The organism is Quadrisphaera setariae, assembly GCF_008041935.1.
In the GTDB taxonomy this organism is placed as follows: domain Bacteria; phylum Actinomycetota; class Actinomycetes; order Actinomycetales; family Quadrisphaeraceae; genus Quadrisphaera; species Quadrisphaera setariae.
Window position 1 is genome coordinate 39,476 of the sequence record NZ_VKAC01000019.1, and the last position, 25,410, is coordinate 64,885.

The 25,410-nt window shown below is 74.8% G+C and carries 24 protein-coding genes; 14 read left to right on the forward strand and 10 right to left on the reverse strand.

What is annotated here, in order from left to right:
• Nucleotides 1-99: 99 nt before the first annotated feature.
• A complete protein-coding gene (locus tag FMM08_RS21855; protein WP_187279925.1) occupies nucleotides 100-630 on the forward strand; it encodes a GAF domain-containing protein in 531 nt (176 codons plus the stop codon).
• 193 nt (nucleotides 631-823) lie between these two features.
• Entirely contained in the window at nucleotides 824-1,231 is a 408-nt protein-coding gene (locus tag FMM08_RS21860) for a pyridoxamine 5'-phosphate oxidase family protein (RefSeq protein ID WP_187279926.1), read from the forward strand.
• 7 nt (nucleotides 1,232-1,238) lie between these two features.
• On the opposite strand, the gene FMM08_RS21865 is transcribed toward FMM08_RS21860, so the two are convergent.
• Nucleotides 1,239-1,910 (reverse strand): response regulator, encoded by a 672-nt coding sequence (locus tag FMM08_RS21865; protein ID WP_255472686.1) that lies wholly within the window; start codon nucleotides 1,908-1,910, stop codon nucleotides 1,239-1,241.
• A gap of 91 nt (nucleotides 1,911-2,001) precedes the next feature.
• On the opposite strand from FMM08_RS21865, the gene FMM08_RS21870 reads away from it, so the two are divergent.
• From FMM08_RS21870 to FMM08_RS21900, 7 genes are all read left to right on the forward strand, one after another.
• Nucleotides 2,002-3,150 carry a GAF domain-containing sensor histidine kinase gene (locus FMM08_RS21870; protein ID WP_187279927.1) on the forward strand — a complete coding sequence of 383 codons (1,149 nt, stop codon included), beginning with the start codon at nucleotides 2,002-2,004 and terminating at the stop codon, nucleotides 3,148-3,150.
• Between the two features lie 431 nt (nucleotides 3,151-3,581).
• Nucleotides 3,582-4,973 carry a nucleotide sugar dehydrogenase gene (locus FMM08_RS21875; protein WP_147928472.1) on the forward strand — a complete coding sequence of 464 codons (1,392 nt, stop codon included), beginning with the start codon at nucleotides 3,582-3,584 and terminating at the stop codon, nucleotides 4,971-4,973.
• A gap of 44 nt (nucleotides 4,974-5,017) precedes the next feature.
• Nucleotides 5,018-6,007, forward strand: coding sequence for an NAD-dependent epimerase/dehydratase family protein (locus tag FMM08_RS21880; RefSeq protein ID WP_147928473.1), 990 nt, complete (start codon nucleotides 5,018-5,020; stop codon nucleotides 6,005-6,007).
• Between the two features lie 88 nt (nucleotides 6,008-6,095).
• Entirely contained in the window at nucleotides 6,096-7,370 is a 1,275-nt protein-coding gene (locus FMM08_RS21885; protein ID WP_147928474.1) for a glycosyl hydrolase family 18 protein, read from the forward strand.
• A complete protein-coding gene (locus FMM08_RS21890; protein WP_222711074.1) occupies nucleotides 7,367-8,806 on the forward strand; it encodes a glycosyltransferase family 2 protein in 1,440 nt (479 codons plus the stop codon). Before FMM08_RS21885 ends, FMM08_RS21890 begins: the two co-directional genes overlap by 4 nt.
• The gene (locus FMM08_RS21895; protein WP_147928475.1) at nucleotides 8,803-10,509 is read left to right on the forward strand and encodes a polysaccharide deacetylase family protein; all 1,707 of its coding nucleotides are present in this window, start codon (nucleotides 8,803-8,805) and stop codon (nucleotides 10,507-10,509) included. Before FMM08_RS21890 ends, FMM08_RS21895 begins: the two co-directional genes overlap by 4 nt.
• Complete coding sequence (locus FMM08_RS21900; protein ID WP_147928476.1) at nucleotides 10,506-11,408, forward strand: hypothetical protein; 903 nt, start codon at nucleotides 10,506-10,508, stop codon at nucleotides 11,406-11,408. Before FMM08_RS21895 ends, FMM08_RS21900 begins: the two co-directional genes overlap by 4 nt.
• Before the next feature lie 9 nt (nucleotides 11,409-11,417).
• On the opposite strand, the gene FMM08_RS21905 is transcribed toward FMM08_RS21900, so the two are convergent.
• Nucleotides 11,418-11,681 carry a hypothetical protein gene (locus FMM08_RS21905; protein ID WP_147928477.1) on the reverse strand — a complete coding sequence of 88 codons (264 nt, stop codon included), beginning with the start codon at nucleotides 11,679-11,681 and terminating at the stop codon, nucleotides 11,418-11,420.
• Nucleotides 11,682-11,792: 111 nt separating this feature from the next.
• Between FMM08_RS21905 and FMM08_RS21910 the strand changes: the two genes are divergently transcribed.
• Together FMM08_RS21910 and FMM08_RS21915 are read left to right on the forward strand one after the other, a co-directional pair.
• Complete coding sequence (locus FMM08_RS21910) at nucleotides 11,793-12,554, forward strand: ABC transporter permease (protein WP_147928478.1); 762 nt, start codon at nucleotides 11,793-11,795, stop codon at nucleotides 12,552-12,554.
• A 183-nt stretch (nucleotides 12,555-12,737) separates the two neighbouring features.
• Nucleotides 12,738-13,769 (forward strand): undecaprenyl-diphosphate phosphatase, encoded by a 1,032-nt coding sequence (locus FMM08_RS21915; protein ID WP_222711075.1) that lies wholly within the window; start codon nucleotides 12,738-12,740, stop codon nucleotides 13,767-13,769.
• A 92-nt stretch (nucleotides 13,770-13,861) separates the two neighbouring features.
• Here FMM08_RS21915 and katG read toward each other — a convergent pair whose 3' ends face one another.
• The 5 genes from katG to FMM08_RS21940 form a co-directional block, all read right to left on the reverse strand.
• Nucleotides 13,862-16,210, reverse strand: coding sequence for a catalase/peroxidase HPI (gene katG / locus FMM08_RS21920; protein ID WP_147928479.1), 2,349 nt, complete (start codon nucleotides 16,208-16,210; stop codon nucleotides 13,862-13,864).
• Nucleotides 16,211-16,464: 254 nt separating this feature from the next.
• Nucleotides 16,465-17,187: a VIT1/CCC1 transporter family protein gene (locus tag FMM08_RS21925; RefSeq protein WP_187279928.1), complete on the reverse strand. Its 723-nt coding sequence runs from the start codon at nucleotides 17,185-17,187 to the stop codon at nucleotides 16,465-16,467.
• A gap of 141 nt (nucleotides 17,188-17,328) precedes the next feature.
• Complete coding sequence (locus tag FMM08_RS21930; RefSeq protein WP_304654003.1) at nucleotides 17,329-19,305, reverse strand: heavy metal translocating P-type ATPase; 1,977 nt, start codon at nucleotides 19,303-19,305, stop codon at nucleotides 17,329-17,331.
• Entirely contained in the window at nucleotides 19,302-19,718 is a 417-nt protein-coding gene (locus FMM08_RS21935) for an ArsR/SmtB family transcription factor (RefSeq protein WP_255472687.1), read from the reverse strand. Before FMM08_RS21935 ends, FMM08_RS21930 begins: the two co-directional genes overlap by 4 nt.
• 73 nt (nucleotides 19,719-19,791) lie before the next feature.
• Nucleotides 19,792-20,445 carry a dihydrofolate reductase family protein gene (locus tag FMM08_RS21940; protein ID WP_147928481.1) on the reverse strand — a complete coding sequence of 218 codons (654 nt, stop codon included), beginning with the start codon at nucleotides 20,443-20,445 and terminating at the stop codon, nucleotides 19,792-19,794.
• A gap of 135 nt (nucleotides 20,446-20,580) precedes the next feature.
• On the opposite strand from FMM08_RS21940, the gene FMM08_RS21945 reads away from it, so the two are divergent.
• The 3 genes from FMM08_RS21945 to FMM08_RS23495 all read left to right on the forward strand — a co-directional run bounded on the left by FMM08_RS21945 (nucleotide 20,581) and on the right by FMM08_RS23495 (nucleotide 21,978).
• Entirely contained in the window at nucleotides 20,581-20,991 is a 411-nt protein-coding gene (locus tag FMM08_RS21945) for an HAD family hydrolase (protein ID WP_147928482.1), read from the forward strand.
• Between the two features lie 216 nt (nucleotides 20,992-21,207).
• Nucleotides 21,208-21,390, forward strand: coding sequence for a hypothetical protein (locus FMM08_RS23490; protein WP_222711076.1), 183 nt, complete (start codon nucleotides 21,208-21,210; stop codon nucleotides 21,388-21,390).
• A gap of 99 nt (nucleotides 21,391-21,489) precedes the next feature.
• Nucleotides 21,490-21,978, forward strand: a complete 489-nt coding sequence (locus FMM08_RS23495; protein WP_222711077.1) for a phosphotransferase family protein — start codon at nucleotides 21,490-21,492, stop codon at nucleotides 21,976-21,978.
• A 140-nt stretch (nucleotides 21,979-22,118) separates the two neighbouring features.
• On the opposite strand, the gene FMM08_RS21955 is transcribed toward FMM08_RS23495, so the two are convergent.
• The 3 genes from FMM08_RS21955 to FMM08_RS21965 all read right to left on the reverse strand — a co-directional run bounded on the left by FMM08_RS21955 (nucleotide 22,119) and on the right by FMM08_RS21965 (nucleotide 25,144).
• A complete protein-coding gene (locus FMM08_RS21955) occupies nucleotides 22,119-24,062 on the reverse strand; it encodes a 13E12 repeat family protein (protein ID WP_147928483.1) in 1,944 nt (647 codons plus the stop codon).
• 117 nt (nucleotides 24,063-24,179) lie between these two features.
• Complete coding sequence (locus FMM08_RS21960) at nucleotides 24,180-24,566, reverse strand: hypothetical protein (RefSeq protein WP_147928484.1); 387 nt, start codon at nucleotides 24,564-24,566, stop codon at nucleotides 24,180-24,182.
• Between the two features lie 188 nt (nucleotides 24,567-24,754).
• Nucleotides 24,755-25,144, reverse strand: coding sequence for a hypothetical protein (locus FMM08_RS21965; RefSeq protein WP_147928485.1), 390 nt, complete (start codon nucleotides 25,142-25,144; stop codon nucleotides 24,755-24,757).
• Nucleotides 25,145-25,410: the final 266 nt, after the last annotated feature.

Below are 25,410 nucleotides of genomic sequence, written 5' to 3' on the forward strand. Positions count from 1 at the left end.
GGTCGGGCGCCCGGGCGTCGAGGCGCCCGGGCGCTGACCAGCGCCGCAGCGCTGGCGGGAGTACGGTCGCGGCCACGACCGACACCTGGGGGGTGGGGCGTGGGACCTGCGACGGTGCGGGACTGGCTGACGGCCCGGGTGCGCTCGACGAAGGACTCGGGTCTCCGGACGGTGCTGCAGGAGCTCGTCGAGCAGCTGTCGCTGGCCAGCTCGGAGGCGGTGACCCTGCGCCGCCTGTCCGCGGACGGGCAGCGGTTGGCACCGGTGGCCTGGTACCACCCGGACCCCGAGGTGCGGCGGACCATCGGGGAGGTCATGCAGCGCACCACCGCCGTCGCCGACAGCGGCCTGTGGGGACCGGTGCTGCGGGAGCTCCGCCCGGCCCGCTACCACGTGCCGCTCGGCGACCCACCGGTCGGCGCAGCACCCGACCAGGCCTCCCACCTGCGCCGCTACCCGGTGCGGGCCCTGGTCGGAGCACCGGTGCTGGACCAGCGCGGCGCGCTGGTCGGCTGCGCGGCGATGCTCCGCTACGGCTACGACGCGCCGTTCACCGAGGAGGACGAGGCGCTGCTCACGCACTTCTCCGAGAGCACCGCCGACCTGCTCGCCCTGCTGGAGGTGGGCTGACCGCTCGCCCCCGAGACTGCGCTGACCTCGCCGCGCCAGAGCCGGCTCCCCGCTGCGCGGCTCCTGCCCGCCAGCGGGCAGAGCGGGACGATCGGCCCTGGCGCGGGCGCACCGCGCGCGGTGAGGTGGGCAGGTGCAGCACCCCGCACCACCTCCACCCGCAGCACCGCCCCCACCACCGGGGCGCTCCCTCGTGGCCCTCGACGAGGCGGAGTGCTGGGTGCTCCTGCGGTCCCAGCGCCTCGGGCGGCTCGTCTACACCGAGGCAGCACTGCCCGCGGTCATCCCCGTCGGGTACGCGGTGGTGGGCACCGACCTCGTCATGGCGCTGGCCTCCGGCGGGCAGGTCGCAGCGGCCGCGCGGGGGTGCGTGGTCGCCTTCGAGGTGGACCAGGCCGACCCGGTGGAGAGGACGGGGTGGTCGGTGACCGCCGTCGGTCCCGCGCAGCTGGTGGGCGACCCCCACCTGGCCGCGCGGCTGAGGGGTGAGGGCCTCGTGCCGTGGGTCCCTTCCGCGACCGCCACGTACCTGGCCGTCGCGGTCCGCGTCCTGACGGGGCGCAGGCTCGTCGACGCCGCTCCCCCGAGGACTCCCGGCTGAGCCCGGCTCAGCAGGCGGAGCGCTCGGGAGCGCGCAGCTCGGCGGCCATGACGGCCACCTGCGTGCGGCGCTCGACCCCGAGCTTGGCCAGCAGGTGCGAGACGTAGTTCTTCACCGTCTTCTCGGCGAGGTACAGCCGCTCGCCGATCTGGCGGTTCGTCAGCCCCTGCCCGATGAGCGCGAAGACCTCCCGCTCGCGCTCGCTCAGCTCCGTGAGCGGGCCGGTCGGCCCGGTGTGGCGGACGCGGTCCGCCACCAGCGCGCGGGCCCGCGGGTCGAGCGTCGACCCGCCGGCCGCCACGGTGCGCACCGCGGCGACCAGGTCCGCCCCCAGCACCTCCTTGAGGAGGTAGCCGGACGCTCCCGCCACCACCGCGTCGAGCAGGGCCTCGTCGTCGCCGTAGCTGGTGAGCAGGAGCACCCGCAGTGCCGGCAGCCGCGCCCGCAGGTCCCGGCACAGGGTGACGCCGTCGCCGTCGGGCAGCCGCAGGTCCACCACCGCCACGTCAGGTCTCAGGGCGGGCACCCGCGCCAGGGCTCCGGCCGCTGAGCCCGCTCCGCCCACGACCGCGATGCCGGGCGCGCTCGCCAGCACGTCGGCCACTCCCCGGCGGACGACCTCGTGGTCGTCCACCACCACCACGCGCACGAGCGCGCCGACAGCGACCGTGTCCCCCACGGGACGCGACGCTAGGGCCTCGCGCCCGTCACGACCAGGGGCGGAAGTCCTCGACTGCCGATCAGCGGACCGCGGTGGGATGGTGGCCGACGTGGAAGCTCGGCTCCGCAGGATGCTCGACGCCGTGGTCCGCATCAGCGACCTCGAGCTGGACGCCGTGCTCCACGGTCTGCTGGAGGCGGCGACGGACCTCGTCGGCGCGCGCTACGCCGCGCTGGGCGTCATCTCCCCCGACGGGCGCGGCCTGTCGCGGTTCGTCCACACCGGCATGGACCCCGCGGCGGTCGCCGCCGTCGGGCACCTCCCGGAGGGCCGCGGGGTGCTCGGGCGGCTCATCGCCGAACCGCGCCCGCTGCGCATCGAGGACCTCACCCGCGACGCCTCCGCCGTCGGCCTGCCCCCGGGCCACCCGGCCATGCGCAGCTTCCTCGGGGTCCCGGTGGTGGTCCGCGGCGAGGTCTTCGGCAACCTCTACCTCACCGAGAAGCGGGCCGACCGCGACGGCGGGCTCTTCACCGCCGACGACGAGGAGGTGGCGCTGGCCCTCGCGGCGATCGCGGGGACCGCGGTGGCCAACGCCGACCTGCACACCGACGCCCAGCGGCTGGCGGTCCTGGAGGACCGCGACCGCATCGCCCACGACCTCCACGACCACGTGGTGCAGCGCCTCTTCGCGGCCGGCCTGTCCCTGCGAGCGGCCACCTCCCGCCTCGACCAGGCACGGGACGCCGCGCTCACCGCGAGCCTGTCGGGGGTCGTCACGCAGCTCGACGAGGTGGTGCGCGACATCCGCACCACGATCTTCAGCCTCCACGCCGCCGCCGGGACCAGCGGCGGGCTCCGCCGCCGGCTGCTCGACCTCGCCGAGGAGGTGGCCGCGGCGACCTCGATGACGCTGCGCACCAGCGGGGCCGTGGACGTCCTGGTCGACGGCACCCTGGCCACGGACGTGCTCGCCGTGGTGCGCGAGGCCGCGAGCAACGCCGTCCGGCACGGCCGGGCCCCCCACGTCGTGGTCACCGTGGACGCGACGGCCGAGGACCCCGTGGGCGGAGGCGACGCCGTGGTGGTCCAGGTCGACGACGACGGCGACGGCCTGGACCTGCGCGCGGCCCGCAGCGGGCTCGTCGGTCTGCAGGAGAGGGCGGTGCGCCGCGGCGGCGCCCTCGAGGTGCGCCAGCGCACCGGCGGCGGCACGCGCCTGCTGTGGTGGGCCCCCCTCGACGCGCCCGCCGTCTGAGGCCGCACCCCAGCAGCCCCGGCTCCAGACCCCACCACCGCGCGCCCGATACGCCCGTTCCGTCCCGACCACAAGGGCTGACGGCCTCTGTGCCCATGACTGCGGGCGCTCCTAGCGTCAGCGCTCGCCAGCGCTGGTGACCACGGCGCTTCCGGCTCCCGGGGGGGACACAGGCGTGGGGACGACCAGAAGCCATCACGGGCCACCACCTCGCGCCACGTCGTCGTGACGCCTGCGGGCGCTCGACCGCACCCGCACCCTTCCTGACACCACCAGGACCCCTCTCGGCCGCTCCGGAGCGCTCGCCACGAGCCCCGGGCCGGCCACCGCGACGCGCCCGGCGCTCCGGCGCGCCGCGCCGCTGAGGGGGGCCGAGCACCACCCGACCCGACCCGCCGCACCTCCGCGGCGCAGGACCACAGGAGCTCGCCATGACCTCGACCATCCCGCACCAGCTGACCAGCTCCACCGACCGCGCGGCGCAGCTCCTCCCCGAGCTCGCCGTCCCGGCCGCTGCTCCGGCTGCGACGGCACCCGCAGCCACACCGGCGGGGACCCCGCAGGGGTTGACCAGCGCCGCCGTCGTCGGGCTGGGGTACGTCGGCCTCCCCACCGCGCTCGCGCTGCACCGCAGCGGTGTCGCGGTGCGCGGGGTCGACGTGAGCCAGCGCCGCCTCGACGCCGTCCGCTCCGGCCAGGTCGACCTGCTCCCCGCCGAGCTGGCCGCCCTCAGCGCCGCGCTCACCAGCGACGACTTCACCGTGGGTGACGACCCCACGGCCATCGCCGAGGTCGACGCGGTCATCATCTGCGTGCCCACCCCCGTGGACGAGCACCTCAGCCCCGACCTGGCAGCGCTGGCCGCGGCCTGTCGCGCGGTGGTCGACTGGTCCCACCCGGGGCAGCTGCTGGTGCTGACCTCCACCACGTACGTCGGCTCCACCCGCGACCTCCTCGTCGCACCGCTGGCCACCGAGCGCGGGCTCGTGGCCGGGCGCGACGTGCACGTGGCCTTCAGCCCGGAGCGCATCGACCCCGGCGTCGCCGAGCACGAGCAGGGCCGCACGCCGCGCGTCGTCGGCGGGGTCACGGCCGAGTGCACGCGGCGCGCTGTGGACCTCGTCAGCAGGCTCACCAGCTCGGTGCACGCGGTGAGCTCCGCCGAGGCCGCGGAGATGACCAAGCTGTACGAGAACACCTTCCGCGCGGTGGTGCTGGCGCTGGCCAACGAGGTGGCGGGCATCTGCAGGACCCTCGACCTCGACGCCGTGGAGGTCACCGACGCCGCGGCCACCAAGCCCTACGGCTTCCTGGCCACGTACCCGGGGCCGGGGGTCGGCGGGCACTGCATCCCCTGCGACCCGCACTACCTGCTGTGGCAGATGCGGAGCCACCGCACGCCCACCCCGCTCATCGAGCAGGCGATGACGTCGATCGCGCACCGCCCGCACGAGGTGGTGGCCCGCGCCGTGGAGGTGCTCTCCGACCTGGGGCGCGGCCTGGCCGGGGCACGGGTGCTCGTCGTCGGCGTGAGCTACAAGCCGGGCGTGCGCGACGTGCGCGAGACGCCCGCGCTGGAGATCGTGCGCGGCCTGGAGCAGCGCGGGGCGGTGGTGGCCTACCACGACCCGCTGGTCCCCGAGCTGCGCCTGCCCGACGGCAGGGTGCTCGCGTCAGCGGTCGACGCGCCGCAGGAGCCGTGGGACCTCGTGCTGCTGCACACCGTCCACCCGGGCGCGGACCTCACGTGGGTCTCGCAGCACCCCGTGGTGCTGGACGCCACCTACCGCTTCGCCGCCGCGCCGCAGCGGCACGTCGTCTGAGCCCCGGCCCCCCCACCCCCAGCCAGCAGCCAAGGAGAACGACCGTGCGCACCCTCGTCACCGGCGGAGCCGGCTTCATCGGGTCCCACCTCGTGGAGCGGCTGTGCCGCGACGGCCACGAGGTGGTGGTCCTGGACGACCTGAGCACCGGCAGCCTCGAGAACCTCGAGCACGTCGACCGCGGCCACCTGCGCGTCATCGTGGGCAGCATCACCGACACCGCCCTCGTCGACGAGCTGGTGGGCGAGGCCCACGAGGTCTACCACCTGGCCGCCGCCGTCGGCGTCCTCACCATCCAGCAGAAGACCCTCGAGAGCCTGCGGACCAACCTGCACGGCACCGAGGCGGTGGTCGACGCCGCCTCGCGGCACGGCACGCGCCTCCTGCTGGCCTCCACCAGCGAGGTGTACGGCAAGAACACCACCGAGGGGCTGCGCGAGTTCGACGACCGGGTGATGGGGTCGCCGCAGAAGAGCCGCTGGTCCTACGCCGAGGCCAAGGCCCTCGACGAGACGCTCGTGGCGCTGCACGTGCAGCACCGGGACCTGCGGGCGGTGACGGTGCGCCTGTTCAACACCGTGGGACCGCGCCAGACCGGCCGCTACGGCATGGTGGTGCCGCGCTTCGTGGCCCAGGCGCTCGCGGGCGCCGACCTCACCGTGCACGGCACGGGCACCCAGACGCGGTGCTTCTGCCACGTCGAGGACGTCGTGCCCGCGCTCGTGCGGCTCATGGCGACCCCGGAGGCCCTCGGGCACGTCTTCAACATCGGCAACCCCGAGCAGGTGTCCGTCAACGAGCTCGCCCGGCGCGTCGTCGAGCGCACCGGGTCGAGCAGCGGGGTGGTCCACCTCGACTACGAGTCGGTGTACGGGCCGGGCTACGAGGACATGGAGCGCCGCGTGCCCAACTGCGACCGGGTGGCCGGCCTCATCGGGTGGCGGCCCTGGCGCCGGCTCGACGACATCGTCGACGACGTCGCCGACCACCTGCGTCAGCAGCAGCGGGCCGGTGCCGCGCCCGCGCTGGCGTGAGCCCGTCCACCGCCGGCGGCGCGCGGACCAGCGGGCGCACCGGCGGCCGGGCCGAGCCGCAGCTCGACGCGCGGGCCGACGGACAGCGGTGAGCGGCGTGTCGACGGCGGCGGGCGTCGTGGTGCTCGCACTGGTGCTCCTGGTGCTCGCCGCTCACCCGCTGCTGCCCGACCGCGGTGACCGGGCGGAGGACGACGACGGCGCGGTGGCCGCCGGCCGACCCTCCACCGTGGTGGGGGCGTCGCTGCCGGTGTGGGGGGCTGCCTCGGGGAGCGCGACGGTCGCGGCGCACGCCGAGGCGTTCACCACCGCCTCCCCGCAGCTGTACGAGATGACCGAGGACGGTGGCGTCGCGCTGCGCAGCGGGCTGGACCCCGTCGCCGCGCGCACCGAGGTGCGGCGCCTGCGCACCGCGGGCGTCGCCGTGGTGCCCACCGTCACCAACACCCGCGACGGCTCCTGGGACACCGCGCTCGCACAGCGGGTGCTGCACGACCCCTTCCTGCGCGACCAGCACGTGGTGGCGCTGGTCGACATGGTGCTGCGCGAGGACGTCGCAGGGGTCGACGTCGACTACGAGGAGCTGACCGCCGCCGACCGGACGGCGTTCTCGGCGTTCCTCGCGCGGCTCGGCCCGGCGCTGCGGGCCCACGGCCGGCTGCTCGCCGTGGACGTCTTCGCCAAGGACGGCGACGCCGGGTACGACCAGCGCAACCTCGCCCAGGACTACGCCGCCATCGGCGCAGCCGCCGACCAGGTGCGGGTCATGGCGTACGACTGGCACTGGGAGACCTCCGCGGCCGGGCCCGTGGCCCCGCTGGACTGGGTGCGGCGCGTCGTGGAGTACGCCGTCACCCAGGTGCCGCGCGAGCGCCTCGTGCTGGGGGTGCCGACGTACGGCTACGACTGGGCGGGCCAGGCCCCAGGGCAGCACCACGGCCAGCAGCAGGCAGGGAAGCAGGGGCAGCAGGGGCAGGAGGTCCGGCGGGCGGCGCTGGCCAGCTGGGCGCAGGCCCACGTGCGCGCGGTGGACCGGGGCGTCCCCGTGCGGTGGGACGCGCAGGCGCAGAGCCCGTGGCTGGCGTACACCGACGCCGCCGGCGAGCCCCACGAGCTGTGGTTCGAGGACGGTCGCAGCACCGCCGCCAAGCTGGAGCTGGCCCGCGAGCAGCGCCTCGGCGGCGTGTTCCTGTGGCTGGTGGGAGACGTCGACCCGAGCACCTGGCCGCTGCTCGCGGCGCACCGGCGCGGCGACGCACCGGTCTGCGCTCCCCCCAGCGCCGACGACGGCGCCGACGACGGCGCCGGCGACCGGTCGCAGCGCCGCGCCCAGGCGCGCGCCCAGCGCGGGGGTGCGGCGTGAGCCCCGCCGACCTGGTGCCGGACACCGCCGTCGTCGTCCTCGTCCTGCTGGTGCTGGGTGTCAACGCCAGCCTGTGGGGCGCTCTGGGGGTGCTGCGCTGGTGCGACGAGCGCCTCCAGCGGCCGCGCCCAGCCTCTGCCGGACCCGACGGGCCCGACCTGGCCGACGGGCCCGACCTCCCCCTCCAGCGCGTCCGGGTCGGGCAGGTGGCCGTGCTCATGGCCGCGCACGACGAGGAGCTCGTCATCGAGCACTCGCTGCGGGCGCTGGAAGCGCTCCTGCCCGCCGGTGACGTGCACGTGGTCTCGGACTGGTCCACCGACCGCACCGCAGAGCTCGCCCGCGCCCGCGGCGCGAACGTGCTCGAGACGACCACCAACGTGGGCAAGGCGGAGGCGCTGGCCCTGGGGATCCGGGAGTTCGAGCTGGCCTCCCGCTACGAGGCGGTGCTCGTCCTCGACGCCGACACCCAGCTCGACCCCCGCTACCTCGAGGAGGCGCTGCCCCTGCTCGACGACCCGCGCGTCGCCGCTGTCGCCGGGTGCGCCCAGACCCGCTGGCACCCCGCGGAGCTCGGGTGGTGGGGGGCGGCTCTCGTCGCGCACCGGCAGCGGATCTACGTGCTGACCCAGCGGCTGCTCAAGTACGGGCAGACCTGGCGGGGGCTGTCAGCCACGCACATCGTGCCCGGCTTCGCGAGCATCTACCGCTCGCGCGCGCTGGAGCGCATCGACGTCTCGGCTCGGGGGCTGGTCATCGAGGACTTCAACATGACCTTCGCCCTGCACACCCAGCGGCTGGGGCGGATCGCCTTCACGCCCGCGGCCCGCGCGTACACGCAGGACCCGAGCACCTTCCGCGACTACGTCCGCCAGACCCAGCGCTGGTCGCTCGGGCTGTGGCAGACGGTGCGCCGGCACCGACCGCGCAGCGGGGTGTTCGCCGCGGCGCTGTGGCTGGTGCTCGCCGAGCTGGTCACCAGCAGCCTGCTGTTCGTCCTCCTGCCGGTGGGGCTGGTCGTGCTGGGAGGCACCGGGCTGCTCGCCCTCCTGGGCTGGCCCCCCGCGGTGCAGCTCACGGCGGCCGTCGACGTGCCGCTGGCCCTGAGCTGGGTGGTGGTGGGCGTGCTGCTGCCCGACTACGTGCTCTCGTGCGCCGTCGCGCTGGCCGAGCGCCGCCCGCAGTACCTCTGGCTCGGGCCGGCGTTCTGGCTGCTGCGCGTGGTCGACGCCGCCGTCGCGCTGCAGGCGCTGCCCCGGGCGTTCACCACGCGCTCGACCGGCTCCTGGACCAGCCCCACCCGCCGCGCCGTCATCACGCTCCCGGAGACGGAGCTGTTCTCGGTCGACACCTCACGAGGCGTCGACGCCGCGGCGGGGGCCGACCCCGCGGCACCGCCAGCACGAGACCGCAGCACCGCCGAGGAGGCGCGATGAGCACCACCGACCACCACCCCACCAGGCCCGCCAGGGGACGCCCCCCGGGACTGCCCGGCCTCCTCGCGCTCGCGGTGGCCGCGCTCCTGGTCGCGGCGCTGGTGAGCTCCGCGCTGGTGGCCGCTCCCCCGGCGCAGGCGGCCATCACCGGCCCGACCGTGGTGAGCCTGACCTTCGACGACGGTGACGCCGACCAGGCGACCGCGCAGCAGGCCATGGCGTCCAAGGGGATGGCCGGCACCTTCTACGTCACCACCGGCTTCACCGGGGCCAGCGGCTACCTGACCCGCCAGCAGCTCAGCAGCTTCGCCGCCGCCGGCAACGAGATCGGCGGGCACACCGTGACCCACGCCGACCTCACGCAGGTCGCCTCCACCGAGGCGCAGGCGCAGATCTGCAACGGCCGCAAGGTGCTCCAGGACTGGGGCTTCAAGCCGACGAGCTTCGCCTACCCCTTCTCCACCGCGAACGCCGCCGTGGAGGCGCAGGCCGCCGGGTGCGGCTACACCACCTCCCGGGGCCTCGGCGACACCCGCACCCGGTTCAGCTGCGGCAGCTGCGTGCGCGCCGAGACCCTGCCGCCCGCGGACCCGCAGTACCTGCGGGCCCCCGACCAGGTCGACTCCCGCTGGACCCTCGCCGACCTGCAGGGCACCGTCACCGGCGCGGCCAACAACGGCGGCGGCTGGGTCATCCTCACCTTCCACCGCGTGTGCGCCCCCACCGGCACCGCGAGCTGCCCCGCCGACAGGTCCATCACGCCGACGCTGTTCAGCCAGTTCACCACCTGGCTCGACACCTACCGCAAGACGACCACCAACAAGACGTCGGTGAAGACGGTCGACCAGGTGGTGCGCCAGTACAAGGGCGCCAGCTACCCCGCCTACTCCCCCGCCTCCTCGGTGCCGCCCAAGCCCGTGGCCGCAGCCGGCGCCAACGCGCTGCTGAACGACTCGCTGGAGACCACCGACGCCGCCACGACGTTCCCGCAGTGCTTCCAGCCCGGCGGGTGGGGCACCAACACGGCCGCGTGGTCGTCGGCGACGCCGGGACGCACCGGCTCGAAGGCGGAGCAGCTGGCGCTGTCCGGCTACAGCAGCGGTGACGCGAAGCTGCTGCCGACGCTCGACCTGCAGACGTGCGCACCGAGCGTCGCGCCGGGGGCGACGTACGACATCTCCACCTGGTACACCTCCACGGCGGTCTCGCAGTTCGCGCTGTACTACCGCGACGGCTCGGGGGCGTGGTTCTACTGGACCTCCAGCCCGTGGTTCGCCGCCTCGTCGACGTGGGCGCAGGCGAGGTTCACCACGCCACCCGTGCCTGCCGGTGCCACCGCCACCACCTTCGGGCTGGCGCTCATCGCCAACGGCACGCTCGTCACCGACGACTACGCGCTCTACCAGGCGGGCACCGGCCCCGCCGCCAGCGCACCGCCCACCACCAGCTCGAGCAGCTCGAGCAGCTCGACGACGGAGAGCCCGTCCGCGCGGCAGGCGCCCTCGTCCGGCGCGAGCGCTCCCGCTGCTGGTGGCCCGTCCGCGCGACCCGGAGGACCTGGCGGACCGCAGCAGCCTCCCGGCCCGCCGGTCCTCACCAAGCGGGAGCACTCCAAGGCCAAGCCGTACCTGCCCGGCGGGGAGGCGCTGCGCCCCGGGACCCAGGTGGCCGTCCCGCCGCTGCGCGCCGACGGCAAGGGGTGAGGAGGGCTCCCGGCGCCGCGCTGCTGGCCGCGCTGCTGGCCGCTGTGCTGACGAGCGCGGCGCTGGGGAGCTGCTCCGCTCCCCGGTCGCCGCGCTCGGCACCCGCCACCTCCACGGCGAGCACCGCCCCCACGGCGAGCGCCGGCTCCGCCACGAGCACCGTCCCGGCTCCGACCAGCCCCGGAGCCGCCTCGACAGGGACGGCGACGACGGTCGATGGGGCCCCGTCGTCGCCGTCCCGCACCTCTTCCACCACCGGGCGCTACCCGCTGCACACCGGAGTCGTGGCGACCACGTTCTGGGTGGGCGAGGTCTTCGACCCCGACGCACCCGACGGGAGCCAGGTGCTCTCCGCCTACGACGACCACTGGCTCGCCAGCTACGGCGGCTGCGACGGGGTGGTGGTGGACGGCGTCTGCACCACCGAGCGCCGCACCGCCGCGAACGGCTACTTCCCCACGTCCATGGCCCCGCGGCAGAACCCGTTCTACCTGGACCTGCCCTTCGACGACGTCAACGACCCCACCGCGGCCGCACAGCGCGCCGACGTCGTGCCGTGGGCCCGCGAGCCCCGGTATGCGGCGGCGCTCGCGGACCCCGGCAGGTCGCTGATGAAGGACCGGTGGGTGGCGGTGCGCAAGGACGGGCGCACCTGCTACGGCCAGGTCCAGGACGCCGGTCCCGGTGAGTACGCCGACGCCCGCTACGTCTTCGGCGACGGCGACGTCCGCCCGGCCAACCGCCGCTACAACGGGGCCGGCATGGACGTCAGCCCAGCGCTCAACGGCTGCCTGGGCTTCGCCGAGCTCGACGGTGAGGACGACGTCGTGGACTGGTGGTTCGTCGACGACGCCGACGTCCCTCCCGGCCCCTGGACCCGCCTGGTCACCCGAGGCTGAGGCGGCCCCTCAGGCGGCCCCCGGCAGCTCGGCGCGGCGGGCCGTGGCGAGCTCCACGGCCACCTCGTCGATGAGCCGACGGCGGGTGCTGTCGTGCCACTCGGCCAGGAAGTCGGCGATGAGCGCCTCGTCGTGGCCGGCGGTGCCTCGGTGCCGCCGCAGCGCTGCGGCGGTCCCCTCGGCGATGGTGATGACCCTGGCGGGGGCCAGGGCTCCGGAGTACTCGGCGACCAGCAGGCGCATCCGTTCGCGCAGGGACTCGTGAAGCTCCACGCGGCGTCCTCCTCGACATCGGGGTGTCGGAGGACATGACAGCAGGTGATCAGGCGGTCACGGAAGGGGGTTGCGCGTCATCCGGTCGGTGGTGACCGGCGATGCTGGACCGTGCCCTTCGACGACCTCGCCCGGCTGCTGGTCGGCGTCGCGGTGCTGCTGGCGGTGGCTCTGCTGGTGCTGCGGTCCGCCGGGGTGGCGGTGGGCGCGGCGCCGCTGACCGCCGTCCTGCGCGGTGGGCTGCAGCTGGCCGCGGTGGGCCTGGTGCTGGGCGGTGTGCTCGACCACGCGCCCCTGGCCTCGGCGGCCGTCCTCGCGGTGATGCTGACGACGGCGGTATGGACCGCCTCGCGGCGCCTGACCCCGCTGCAGGGGGCGGTCGCCGCTCGGCGCGCCGTCGCCGTGGCGTGCACGACGGGGGCCGTCGTCGTCCTCGCGGTGGTCTTCGCGCTCGGGGTGCTGCCGTTCTCCGCGCGGTACGTGGTGGCGCTGGGCGGCATCGTGCTCGGCGGCACCATGACGTCGGCGACCCTGGCCGGGCGCCACCTGCTGGCGGGGCTGCTCGCCCGTCGCGACGAGGTCGAGGCGTGGTTGTCGCTGGGCGCCACACCTCGCCGGGCGGTGGTCGACGTGGCGCGTGCCGCGGTCCGCGAGTCCCTCGTGCCCGTGCTCGACCAGACCCGCACCACCGGGCTGGTGACGCTCCCGGGCGCCTTCATCGGCGCGCTGCTCGGCGGGGCCAGCCCGGTGGACGCCGCGCGGTTCCAGCTCATCGTGCTGGCCGGGCTCATCTGCGCCGGGAGCGTGGTGGCCGTGCTGGTCACCACGCTGCTCGGCGCCCCGAGGGCCCTGCCCGCCCCCGCCGAGCGATGACCCCGGCCCCCGCGGGACCGCTCGGGCGCCCGCCCGCCGGTCGGACCGCTGGGTCCCGGCTGGGGGCGACCTGCTGAGTGCCTGGGCCGCGCGCCGTCGTCATCCGAGCGTCAGGCGGGGCTCCTAGCGTCGGGAGGCGGCAGCGCCGCCACCCCACGCCCACCAGCTCGAGGAGCCTCGCCCGTGCACGCCCTGCTCGCCGCCGCAGCACCAGCCGCCGCACCAGCAGCGACCCCCCACCTCAGCTGGACCGAGGCCGCCGTCGTCGGCGTCCTGCAGGGCGTCTCGGAGCTGTTCCCCGTCTCGAGCCTCGGGCACGCCGTGCTCGTCCCCGCCCTGGTCGGCGGGTCGTGGGCCCGCGACCTCGACGTCTCCGCCCCCGGCTCCCCCTACCTTGCGTTCATCGTCGGGCTGCACGTGGCGACCGCTGCGGCGCTGGTGCTCTTCTACCGCCGTGACTGGGCGCGCATCGTCACGGGGCTCGTCTCGTCCGTGCGCCACCGCCGGGTCACGGGGCCCGACGCGCGGCTCGGCTGGCTGCTCGTCGCCTCCACGGTCCCGGTCGGGCTGGTGGGGCTGGTGCTCGAGCACCCCCTGCGCACGGTGCTCGCACGCCCGGTCCCCACCGCGGTGTTCCTCGTGCTCAACGGGCTCGTGCTGCTGCTCGTGGAGCGCGGCCGCCGGCGCCAGGCGAACCCCGCCCCCTCGTCGAGCACGGTGTCCGCCGCGCGGCACCGCCAGCCCACCTCCGTGCTGTCCGCCGTCACGACGACGACGAGCGCGGCCGCGCCGGCCGTAGCGGCGTCGTCGTCCTCGGAGCTGGCGACGGACCGGCGCCTGGCCTCGCTGACCCTGCGCCGGGCGGTGCTGGTGGGGTCGGCGCAGATCGCCGCACTGGCCCCGGGCATCAGCAGGTCCGGCATCACCATGGTCGCCGGGCTGCGCGCTGGCCTGAACCACCAGGACGCGGCGCGCTTCTCGTTCCTCCTGGCCACCCCGGTGATCGCCGCGGCCGGGCTCCTGGAGCTGCCCGAGCTGTTCGGCCCGCTGGGGGACGGCATCCGCGGGCAGGTGCTGCTGGGCAGCGTCCTCGCCGGGGTGAGCTCCTACGTGGCGGTGCGCTTCCTGGACCGCTGGTTCGCGCACGGGTCCCTGCGCCCCTACGCCGTCTACTGCGTGCTCGCGGGCCTGGTGAGCCTGGCGCTGCTCGTCTGACCGCTCACCGGCCCGCTGGTCGCAGACGCACGCGGGCCGGTGAGCTCCGGGCCTCCGGACCGGCGCTGAGCGCCGGGTCCGGAGGCGGGAGGTCAGCCCGCGAGCGCCGCGGGGACCCGCGGGGTGGGGGCGGTGGACGGGTCGACGTCGTAGCGGTCGGCCATCATCAGCTTGTCCCACACCGCGACGAAGTCGCGCACGAAGCGCTCCTGCCCGTCGCGGGCGGCGTAGACCTCGGCGACGGCGCGCAGCTGGGCGTTGGACCCGAAGACCAGGTCGTTGCGGGTCGCCGTGTGCACCTGCACCCCGGTGTCGCGGTCGTCCAGGGTGAAGCGGGTCGGTCGACCAGCAGCGTCGTCGGCCGCGGCCCACTGGAGGTCCATGGTCGTCAGCGTGGTGAAGAAGTCCGTGGTCAGAGCGCCCACGCGCTCGGTGAACACGCCGTGGGCCGACCCGTCGTGGTTGCAGCCGAGCACGCGGAGCCCTCCCGTCAGCACCACCCACTCCGGGGCGGTCAGGCCGAGCAGGGACGCCTCGTCGAGGAAGAACCGCTCAGGGGCCACGTCGGTGACGCTCGCGAGGTCGGGCTGCTCGTAGTTGCGGAACCCGTCCACCACCGGCGCCAACCACTGGAACTGCGCGACGTCGGTCTGGTCCTGGGTCGCGTCGACCCGGCCGGGCGTGAAGGGCACCGAGACGGTGGAGCCCGCCGCCGCCGCGGCGTCCTCGACCGCCACGCAGCCGGCCAGGACGATGACGTCGGCCAGGCTGACCCGGGCGGCGTCGCCGACAGCGGAGGCGTTGAACGCGGCGGCGACGTCGCGCAGGGCGGCCACCACCGGCACCGTGCGGCGGTTGACCGGCCAGTCCTTCTGGGGCTCCAGCGCGATCCGGGCCCCGTTGGCGCCGCCGCGCTTGTCGGACTCGCGGTGGGTCACCGCGGAGGAGAAGGCGGTGAAGGCGAGGTCGGAGACGGACAGCCCGGTGTCGTGCACGGCCCGCTTGAGCCGGTCGACGTCCGCTGCGGAGACCACGGGGTGCTCCCGCGCCGGCAGCGGGTCCTGCCAGATGAAGTCCTCCGCAGCCACGTCCGGGCCGAGGTAGCGCGACTTCGGGCCCATGTCGCGGTGGGTGAGCTTGTGCCAGGCCTTGGCGAACTCGTCCGTGAACAGGTCGAAGTCGGCCAGGAAGCGCTGGCACACCTCGCGGTAGACCGGGTCGACCTTGAGGGCGATGTCGCTGGTCATCATCATCAGCGAGTGCTCGACGCCAGCGCGGTGGGCGTCGGGGGTCTTCGGCGCCGAGGGGTCCGACGGCGTCCACTGCAGCGCCCCGGCGGGGCTGCGGGTCTGCTCCCACTCGTACCGGAAGAGGTTCTCCAGGTAGGAGTTGTCCCACTGCGTGGGGCTCGGTGTCCAGGAGCCCTCGATGCCGTTGGTCATCGTGTGCTCGGCGTTCCCGGAGCCCACGGGGTTGTGCCAGCCCAGGCCCATCGCCTCCATGGGGGCGTTCTCCGGGGGCGCGCCGATCTGGTCCGCGGGGACCGCGCCGTGGCTCTTGCCGAAGGCGTGGCCGCCGGCGATGAGCGCGACGGTCTCGACGTCGTTCATCGCCATCCGACCGAAAGTGATGCGGATGTCGACCGCCGAGGCGGCGGGGTCGCCGTTCGCACCCGGGCCCTCGGGGTTGACGTAGATGAGCGCCTGGTGGGAGGCCGCCAGCGGCTGCTGGAGCTCGTAGCCGGGCTCGCCGGGCTCCGCCGTCCACCGGCCGCTGCGGTCGACCATGTCGTCATAGGAGCCGGGGTCGGTCATGTCGAGGTGCTCGGGGCCCCAGTAGGTGGCGTCGTCGGCCTCCCACGCGTCCCGGCGTCCCCCGCCGAAGCCGATGGTGGGGAACCCCATGACCTCCAGCGCGCAGTTGCCGGTGAGCACGATGAGGTCGGCCCAGGACAGGGCGGCGCCGTACTTCTGCTTGACCGGCCACAGCAGCCGCCGCGACTTGTCGGTGTTGCCGTTGTCCCACCAGCTGCTGATCGGCGCGAACCGCTGCATCGCCTGACCGGCGCCGCCGCGCCCGTCCGCGATGCGGTAGGTGCCGGCCGAGTGCCAGGCCATGCGGACCATCTGCGGCGCGTAGTTCCCGTAGTCCGACGGCCACCACGAGACCGACGTGGTGAGGAGCCGGGTGATGTCCGCCTTGAGCTCTTCGAGGTCGATGGTGGCGAAGGCGGCGGGGTGGTCGAGGTCGGCCAGCGGGTCGGCCGCACGACCGTCGCGGTGCAGCTGCTCGACGCGCAGCCGGTCGGGGTACCAGTCCGAGAGCGTCGGCGGTGACGTCTGCGCGCCACCGACGGTGTTCCCGCCGAAGGGGCACTTCCCCTCCAGGACGTCGTCGTAGGTGGAGTAGCCGGTGGCGTCTGCTGCGGGGTTCGCGGTCATGGCTGGGACCTCTCGGAGAGCTGGGCGGCAGGGCCTCTGCTCACGGGGTCCGGTGCACGGCGGGCCCTCCGCGGGCCGGGGACACGACCGCGTCCCGCCCCTGGAGATGCCCCGCGGCGCACCCGTCCCGTCCTCCGACGGGACTGCTCGTGGCCCCCGACCTACCACCGCCGCGATCGTAGATCGACCCCGACGGTTCCGCCGGTCGTGACGATCAACGCAGGTCAGAGCCCCGCCGCCACACCTCGGACCCGTCAGACGGCGGTGCCCACCAGCGAGCCGATGCCGTACGTCACGGCCATCGCCACCGCCCCACCGATCACCGTGCGGAGCACCGCCCGCTGGGCGCCCGCCCCGCCGAGCCGCGCGCTCACCGCACCCGTCAGCGCCAGCGCCAGCAGCACCGCCACCACCGTGGCCACCACCTGCGCGGGCGCCGGGATGAGCAGCGCGGCCAGCAGCGGCAGCAGCGCGCCGACGGTGAACGAGCCCATCGAGGCCCACGCCGCCTGCCACGGCTTGACCACCTCGTCGGGGTCGAGGTTGAGCTCGGCCTCGGCGTGGGCGCGCAGCGCGTCCTTCTCGGTCAGCGCGACGGCCACCTCACGGGCGAGCTCGGTCGGGATCCCCTTGGCCTCGTAGATGGCCGCGAGCTCGGCCAGCTCCTCCTCAGGCGTCTCCGCCAGCTCGCGCCGCTCCAGGGCGAGGAGGGCGTTCTGCGTGTCCTTCTGGGTGCTCACCGAGACGTACTCGCCCACCGCCATCGACAGCGCACCGGCCACCAGACCGGCGGTGCCCGCGGTGAACAGGACGCTGCGGTCCGTCGTGGCGCCGAGCACGCCCAGCACGATGCCGGCCACCGACACGATGCCGTCGTTGGCGCCCAGCACCCCGGCCCGCAGCCAGTTCAGCCGGTCGCCGATGCCGCGGTGCAGCGCGGGCTCGGCAGCGGGGGGTGCGACTGCGTCGTTGGTCACGGATCCCAGTCTGCCGAGGGCCTCGCCGGCCGATCTCGTGAGGCGGGCCTTGCGAAGGAGCGCCTCTCCTCACCTTCGCCCCGCCGCACGGGCCGCCTCACGGGCGCCGTCGACGGCTCACAGCCAGCAGGGACAGCAGGGTCAGGCCCCCCACGCACCGCGACGCAGCAGCCGCAGCCCGTTGAGCGCCACCACCACGGTCGAGCCCTCGTGGCCGGCGACGGCCAGCGGCAGCGGCAGAGCGCCCACGAGGTCCCAGGTCACCAGCGTGACGATGAACGCCGCCGCGATGACGAGGTTGGCCACCACCAGCCGGTGCGCCCGCCGCGACAGGGCGACGACGGCGGGCACCGCGGTCAGCTCGTCCCGGATGACGACGAGGTCGGCGGTCTCCAGGGCCAGGTCCGACCCGTGCCGGCCCATGGCCACCCCGGTGCTGGCGGCGGCGAGGGCGGGAGCGTCGTTGACACCGTCGCCGACCACCATCACGGGCACCCCGCGACGCTCGAGGTCGGCCACCACGGCGGCCTTCTGCTCCGGCAGCAGGTGCGCGTGCACGGCGGTGATGCCGGTGCGCGCCGCGACGTCCGCCGCGGTGGCGGCGTCGTCGCCGGTGAGCAGGTGCACCGGGTGCCCGTGGACGTCCTCGGTGAGAGCGCGGGTGCGGGCCACGGCGTCGGGGGCGTCCGGGCGCAGCGCGTCGCGCAGCACCACCGAGCCGACGCGCTCCCCGTCGAGGAGGACGTCGACGACGGTCCCGACCAGCCCCTCACCGCCCTCGCCACCCCTGTCAGCGGCCTGGAGCACCTGCACGCGCCTGCCGTCGAGCACGCCCTCCACCCCGCGTCCCGGCAGGGCCCGGAAGTCCTCGGCCGCGCGGGGGCCCTCGTCGTCGTCCTGCTCTGCCGGGGTGTCCGCGGCGCGGACGAGTGCGCGGCCCAGGGGGTGCTCGCTGTGCCGCTCGACGGCGGCGGCCAGCCGCAGCACCTCGTCGCGGCTGCGGCCGGAGACGGGCAGGACGTCGACCACCTCGGGGGCGCCCTGCGTGAGCGTGCCGGTCTTGTCGAAGGCCACCACCTGCGTGCGCCCGAGGCGCTCCATGACGGTGGCGGACTTCACGAGCACCCCGTGGCGGCCGGCGTTCGCGATGGCGGCGAGCAGCGGCGGCATCGTGGAGAGGACCACCGCGCAGGGCGACGCGACGATCATGAACGTGATGGCGCGCAGCAGGGTGGGCCGGAACTCCTGCCCGAGCGCGAGCGGCACGGTGAACACCAGCAGCGTGGCGACGACGACGCCGAGGGAGTACCGCTGCTCGACCCGCTCGATGAAGAGCTGGCGGGCGGCCTTGGTCCGGGACGCCTCGCTGACGAGGGCCACCACGCGGGCGATGACGGAGTCGCTGGCGGCGCGGGTGACGCGCACGGTGAGCGCGCCGGTGCCGTTGACCGTGCCGGAGAGGACCTCGTCGCCGACCTCGCGGCGCACGGGCACCGACTCGCCCGTGACCGCGGCCTGGTCGACCTCGCTGACGCCGTCGACGACCACGCCGTCGCCCCCCACGCGCTCACCGGGGCGCACGAGGATGACGTGGTCGACGGCGAGGTCCGCCGCATCCACCTCGCGCTCGCGCTCGCGCGCCCCGCCGCCGGGCCCGTTGACCAGCAGGGTGGCGCGCTCGGGCGCCAGGGTGAGCAGGCTCGTGACGGAGTCGGCGGTGCGCTGGGTGACGAGCGCCTCCAGGGCGCCGCTGGTGGCGAAGATGACGATGAGCAGCGCGCCGTCGAAGACCTGGCCGATGCTCGCGGCGGCGATGGCCGCGACGATCATCAGCAGGTCGACGTCGAGGGTCCTCTCCCGCAGGGCGGTGGTGCCCGCCCAGGCGGGCTCCCAGCCGCCGGCGACGCAGCAGGCCAGGTACAGCCCCCACCACAGCGGCGCGGGCGCCCCGGCCAGCTGCAGCGGCCAGGCGACGAGGAAGAGCAGCAGCGCGAGGGCCGCCCACCGCACCTCGGGCAGGCGGACGCCGGTGGCCAGCAGGGACGGCGGCTCCGCGAGGACACGACCGCCGGGGCGCACGTCCGCGGCGGGGCGCGGGTCGGTGAGGGTGCTGGTCACGGGGTGGCTCCCTGCTCGTCGTCGTGCTGGTCGTGCTGGTCGTGCTGGTCGAGCGGGGAGGGGTGGGAGTGGTGGTGGCGCGGGGTGCCGCCGAGGGCGTGCTCGGCCTGGAAGATCGCATCGGTCACCAGCTGCGGCACGTGCTCGTTGGCGAGCCGGTAGAAGACGCGCACGCCGTCACCGCGGGTGGTGACGATCCGCGCGAGCCGCAGCTTGGCGAGGTGCTGGGAGACGGACGCCGGGGACCTGCCCACCACCTCGGCGAGGTGGTTGACGGACAGCTCCCCGGCGTCCTTGAGGGCCAGGAGGATCCGCACGCGCGTGGCGTCGGCGAGCATCGAGAAGACCTCGACGGCCAGCTCGACGTAGTCGCTGTCCGGTAGACGTCCGCACGTCCGCTTATCTTCGCGCACGCTTAGATAATGGCACGGCCGTCGCGGGCACCCCCGCCGTCGTGGTCCTCAGCGGTGCTAGGTGCTCACGGGCTCATCGGCGCCACAGCAGGTGGTGCACCACGCCGCTGGGGCTCGGGACCACCTCGCGGTGGAACCTGTCGTCCAGGTCCTCGGCCGAGGTCCACAGGCGGGTGCCCGCACCCAGCTCCAGGGGGACGACGGCGACGTGCAGCTCGTCGACGAGGTCGGCCTCGAGGAAGGAGCGGATGCTCTGCGCTCCCCCGCCCAGGCGGACGTCGAGACCGCCCGCGGCGGCCTTCGCCTGCTCCGCGACAGCGGCGGGCGGCGCGTCGGTGAAGTGGAACGTCGTGTCGGAGAGCGTGAAGGACGGACGCAGGTGGTGCGTCATGACGAAGACCGGCGTGTGGAACGGCGGCTCGTCGCCCCACCACCCCTGCCACCGCTCGACGTCGCGCTCGGTCCACGGGCCGCGGTGGGGGCTGAACTTGTTCGCCCCCATGATCTCCGCACCGATCCCGTGGTGGAAGTCGCGGACGAGGTGGTCGTCGAGGCCCCTCGTCCCGCCCGGGCCCGGCCGGCCGGGGAAGCTGGCGGTGGCGAACATCCAGCCCGCCATCTGGCGCGGGTCGGCGTGCCCGAAGGGACGCTCGAGGCTCTGCCCCTCGCCGGCGCCGTAGCCGTCGGTGGAGACGGAGAAGTTCTGGACCTTGAGCAGCTGCGACACGTGCGTCCTCCAGGAGGTGCGAGACCGGTGGCTCCCCCACCTGGACCGGACGGCGGCGCCGGACTCATCGTGGCGCTCGCCACCGACAGGTCACCGGCAGATCAACGACGCGTCGGCGCTCTAGCCTCGCGGACCGTGGACCGGGTCGTCGTCGTCGACCACTGCCGACGTCGGGACTGGCTGCCCGTGCTGACCAGCCTCGCGTGGACGGTGGTGACGGCGCACCTGGCGCAGCGCTTCGGCTTCGCGCTCAGCGGTGGGCCGGCACCGGGGGTGGTCGATGGGGCGTTCACCGGCGGGGTGGGGCGCTACTGGGACGAGCGCGCTGAGGCGCTGGCGGTCGCCGCGGCGCACGGGGTCGCGCCCGCGCGGTGCCTCACCCTCGGCGACAGCCGCTCCGATCTGCCGCTGTTCGCCGCCGTCGGCGGAACGGTCGCCGTGAACGCCTCAGCGGAGTGCGTCGCCGCGGCGTCGACGTCCCTGATGACGCAGGACCTGGCGGACGCCAACCCCCTCCTCGACGACCTCGCCGCGTCGGGGTGCTGACCCGCGTGAACAGCCCCACCAAGAACCGTCAGCCCCTGCCGGTGCTCCGGGCACTGACGGCACGCGCCTACGGCTCGACTGAGGTCGCCGAGGACGGCGACGAGACGTGGGTCTGCGAGCTCGGCCACGGCCTCTTCAACGCGGTGCACCGGATCCGCCTGCGCTCGGGGCGGCTCGTGGTGCTCAAAGGTCGCACCGCCACCGCACCTGGAGGTCATGACCTACGAGCGCGACGCGATGGCCACCGAGCTGGTGGCGCTGGAGGTGCTGCGGGAGCGCACGGGCGTCCCGGTTCCGGGGGTGCACGCCGTCGACAGGTCGCGGGCCCTGTGCGACGCCGACCGCTTCTTCATGGAGCACGTCGACGGCGAGGACCTGGACGTCGTCCGCGACCGCTGACTGCTGGCCGACGTCAGCGCGTGCCTGGAGCAGGTCGGCGCCCTCACGCGCGAGGTCGGCACCGTCTGCGGGCCCGGCTTCGGGCGGCTCGTCGGGCCGGTGGGCCACGACTGGACGTCCACCTTCCTCGGGATTCTGGATGACGTCATCGACGACGGCGAGCGCCGTCGCGTCGACCTGGGATGCAGCACTGCGGAGCTGCGAGCCGTCGCTCTGGCCGGCGCACCGGCACTGGGCGAGGTGACCGAAGCGCGACTGGTGGCGTGGGACCTGCGGCCGGGCAACTGCAGGGTGCGGGACGGGCGCGTCGTCGCCGTCGTGGACCACGAGCGCGCATCCTCCGGCGGCCCCTTCGCCGAGTTCGGCTTCGCGGCGCTCGAGACGGGCTGGTGGGGCGACACCTCGGCCTTCGTCCGCAGTTACGGGTGGGCACCGACCTCGGCGGCGCAGCTCACGCGACAGCGGCTCTACGACCTGCACCTGGCGCTGGTGCAGGTGGTCGAGACGGCGCACCGGGGACACCTTGACGGGGAGCAGGCCGACTGGGCGCGAGCCCGGGTCCGGGACTGCGTGCGGTTGTCGGCGTAGCCAGCTGGACGGGCTCCCCCGGGGGTCGCTGTCCGCTTCCGGGGTTTTGTGGGCTGTGCCGCTGGGCGGTCGGTCCCCAGAAGTCGTTAAGCGCGCTTGCTCCCGTTATCAGCGCAGCCCGTTGGGGGCGCCTCGCCATCTCAAGCGAGGTCGAGGAGGTCGGCGAGGTCGGGCAGGAGCGGGGTGGACCTGCGGTGGTAGACCCGCCCGCTCGGGGAGGTCCAGGTGAAGGAGCCCGGGGTGGGCTGGTGCAGGGTCCAGTCCCCGTGGGTCTTGGCGGTGTGCCAGCGCTGGCAGATGCAGCCGAGGTTGCCGGCTTCGGTGAGGCCTCCGCGGCGCCGGGTGGGGGTGGCAGGTCCCCAGGCGGTGGTGTGGTCCAGCTGGGTGGCGCCTGCTCGGGTGGGGTGGTGGCAGACCGGGGAGATGCAGACCCCGTCGCGGGAGCGGACGTGGGCGGCCAGCAGCATCGAGGGCCGGTAGGTGACCTCGATGCGGGTGGCGGGGTTGGCCGGGTCGTTCGGGTCGTGGGGGCCGGTGGGGTGGGGGGCGGCGTGCTGGTCCAGCAGCACGCCGAGGTGCTCGGCGGTGCTGCGGCGTCCCCCTGCCCCGTCGCTGCTGGCCCAGGGGAGGTGGTCGGGGGCGGGCAGGGTCCAGCGGGAGCGGTGGAGCAGCACCCCGGTGGCCGGGTCGGCGACCAGGCGGCGCCACCTGGCGGCGCGGATCGCGGCGCGGGTGATGTCCGGGGCGAGGCGTCCGGTGCCGGGGATGTAGCCGAAGGGTCCGTACCCGGCCAGCGCCCGGCGGGCGGCGCGGGTGCGGCGGGCCGCTCGCAGGCGTGCGCCGGCGCCGGCGGGACCGGCGGGGTGGCCGGTTCCTGCGCCTGTGCCTGTGCCGGAGGGCTCGCCGGTGGGGTCGGTGATGCCGGTGGTGGGTTGTGCAGTTGTGAGGCGGGGCCGTTCTCGACCCTGCGGGGACGGCGGGCACGGCGCGGACGGCGCGGGCCCTGGTGGTGGCGCGGTGGGCGGTGCAGCCAGTGGTGTCACCGAGGTGCCCTCCGGGTCTGGTGCCCTGGATGGGTGGTCGCTGTCGGCGGGGGTCGGTGCGCCTCCCTGAGGCCGCGGTGGTGAGCCCTCCCCGGCCAACCCACCCTCGGGCCCCTCACCGGGGCCTTCAGGGGCATCGGGACCACCAGTCCCGTCGAGATCGCCGTCGGATTCTTCGCCTCCGTGGTCATCTGCGAGGTCGTCGGCGAAGACGACGATGTGCACCTCCGACAGCCGCGCCCGCTGCTCGGGGGTGGGGATGCGCACCAGAGCGCGGGTGTCTGGGGCCAGCCCGCTCACCGGCACCTGCTCACCGCCCTCGCCGCTGTCCTCGTCGTCGTCCTCGGGAGCGGTGTCGTCGTCGGGAGTGGTGCCGGCATCGGCGAACGCAGTCTCGGGGTCAGCGGTGCGGTCAGCGCTGGGGACAGTGGTGGGGACGGGCATGCCCAGCGCGGTGGCGACCAGCTCAGGGGTAGGGCTGAAGTCCCCCACCACCAGACTCACCAGCACATCAGCGCGCATCTGCGCCGCCGTCCGCTGGTCCTGCTGCTGCTGCTCGCTCTGCCCGTCATCGCTGTCGGTGCTGTCGGTGGCGTAGGTGTCACCGTCCTTGGCGTTGGCCGCGATCTGGGCGATCACCTGCCACACCCGCGCCGCATCCGCAGCCTCCAGGTCCGCCACCACCCGCTTGCACCCCGGCACCGGTGAGGGCCGCAGCACCACGTCCCGCTCGGCGATGCCCGCGGCCATCGACCGCGCCGCATACCCCGGATCCGCGGCCAGCGCCGCCTCCTGCAGCACGTGCGCCAACCGTGCCCGACTCAACGTCGCCGCCGCGCTCACCGCCCGCGCTTCCACCAGGCTGCGGGCGCGCTGCCCGGCGGGTCCCTCGGGCAGGCGCCGGCACACCGTGGCCAGCTCCCGCAGCTGGGCCGGGCTCATCTGCCCCCGCACCAGCGCCGCTTCGGCGGCGGGCAGGTCGGTGAGCTGGCGGGCCAGGCCGACCAGAGCGGTGGCGGTGCGCCCGGCGATGCGCAGCACCGGGGCCAGCTCATCAGAGGCCGGGCGGCGGGAGTCCCGCGCTTGGGCCCGGGCGGGGCCCTCGGTGAGCTTGGCCGTGTCCAGGCCGGCGATGAGGTTCAGGTGCAGGGCGTGCAGTTAGGAGGCGCAGCGGTCGCTGGCGGCGACCACCTCGGTCCACTCCCTGCTGGACAGTGCCAGCCCTGGGATGTCACAGGCCTGCCCGAGGGCGGCCTGCAGGGCGTCCAACGCCGCCAGCTGATCGGGGCCGGGGTCCCCGGTGACGGCGGCGGCGATGGCGGGGCGGATCCGGCGCCGTTCGGCGATGGACCCGGTCAACGGGTCCTCGGACAAGGCGCGGGTCCACCAGGAGGTGCGGAAGCGGACCAGGTGATCGTCGTCGTGGTCGTCTAGATCGAAGGCATCGCGCTCGACCTCAGGTTCGACCTCGGGTGAGCCAGTGCGCGCGGTGGGTGGGTCGGCGTCATCACCGACCGCCCACACCGGGGGCGCACTGGAGGTCATGTCCAAGACGTTAGAGGTCACCACCGACAGTCCGGTGGGCCTCATCACCGCAGGTCAGCGCCGTGATCGCAGCCTCACGCAACGTGAGAAGGACACCACTGCATCACCACGAGCCCCACTCATCCGCTGATCCCCTCGCGCAGGGCGACGAGCACCAGAGGCCGTTGGCACCACGGCACTCCGGCGCTTCACCGAGACCGCTTGACCGGCTCGTCCTCGCCGTCGCCGTAGGAGGTCGCGACAGGCCTGAAACCACCGTCCTGGGGCTCGTACCGCAGCGTGACCTCTCCCGCAGCGGAGGCCCGGGCAGCGTCCACGGTGACTCCCCGCAGGTCGCTCGGGGACAGGACCACGGTCGACGACGCCGGCAGGCGGGCGTCGAAGGTGAAGACGCTGTCGAACCCGTCCTGGGTGCAGTCGGACCGCACGCGCGCGCGGTCGCCGTCGACGTAGAGGAGGGAGGTGTCGAAGACGTCGGACTCGAGGCGGGGGCAGGACGCCTCGACCACCACGTGGACGACGACGGGGAGCCCGTCCTCGGCGTCCTGCTCCACACCGACGACCTGCGGACCGTCCACGGCGCCACCACCGCAGCCTGTGACCAGCAGGCACGTGAGACCCAGCCCCCCGCCGACGGCGAGGAGCCTCGCCCGGTGCGACCCGAGCAGCCCGGACCCGGGGCCGCTCAGGTCTGGAGTGCGGTCCACTGCTCCCAGCTCAACACCCAGTCACCCAACCCGTTCGTCAGCTCCATCGCCCGACCCGTCCCGGTCACATCCACCACGTCCCCCCGCCGCGCCAGGTCGAAGAACCACTTCGCGTTCGCATCCGAGACGTTCAAGCA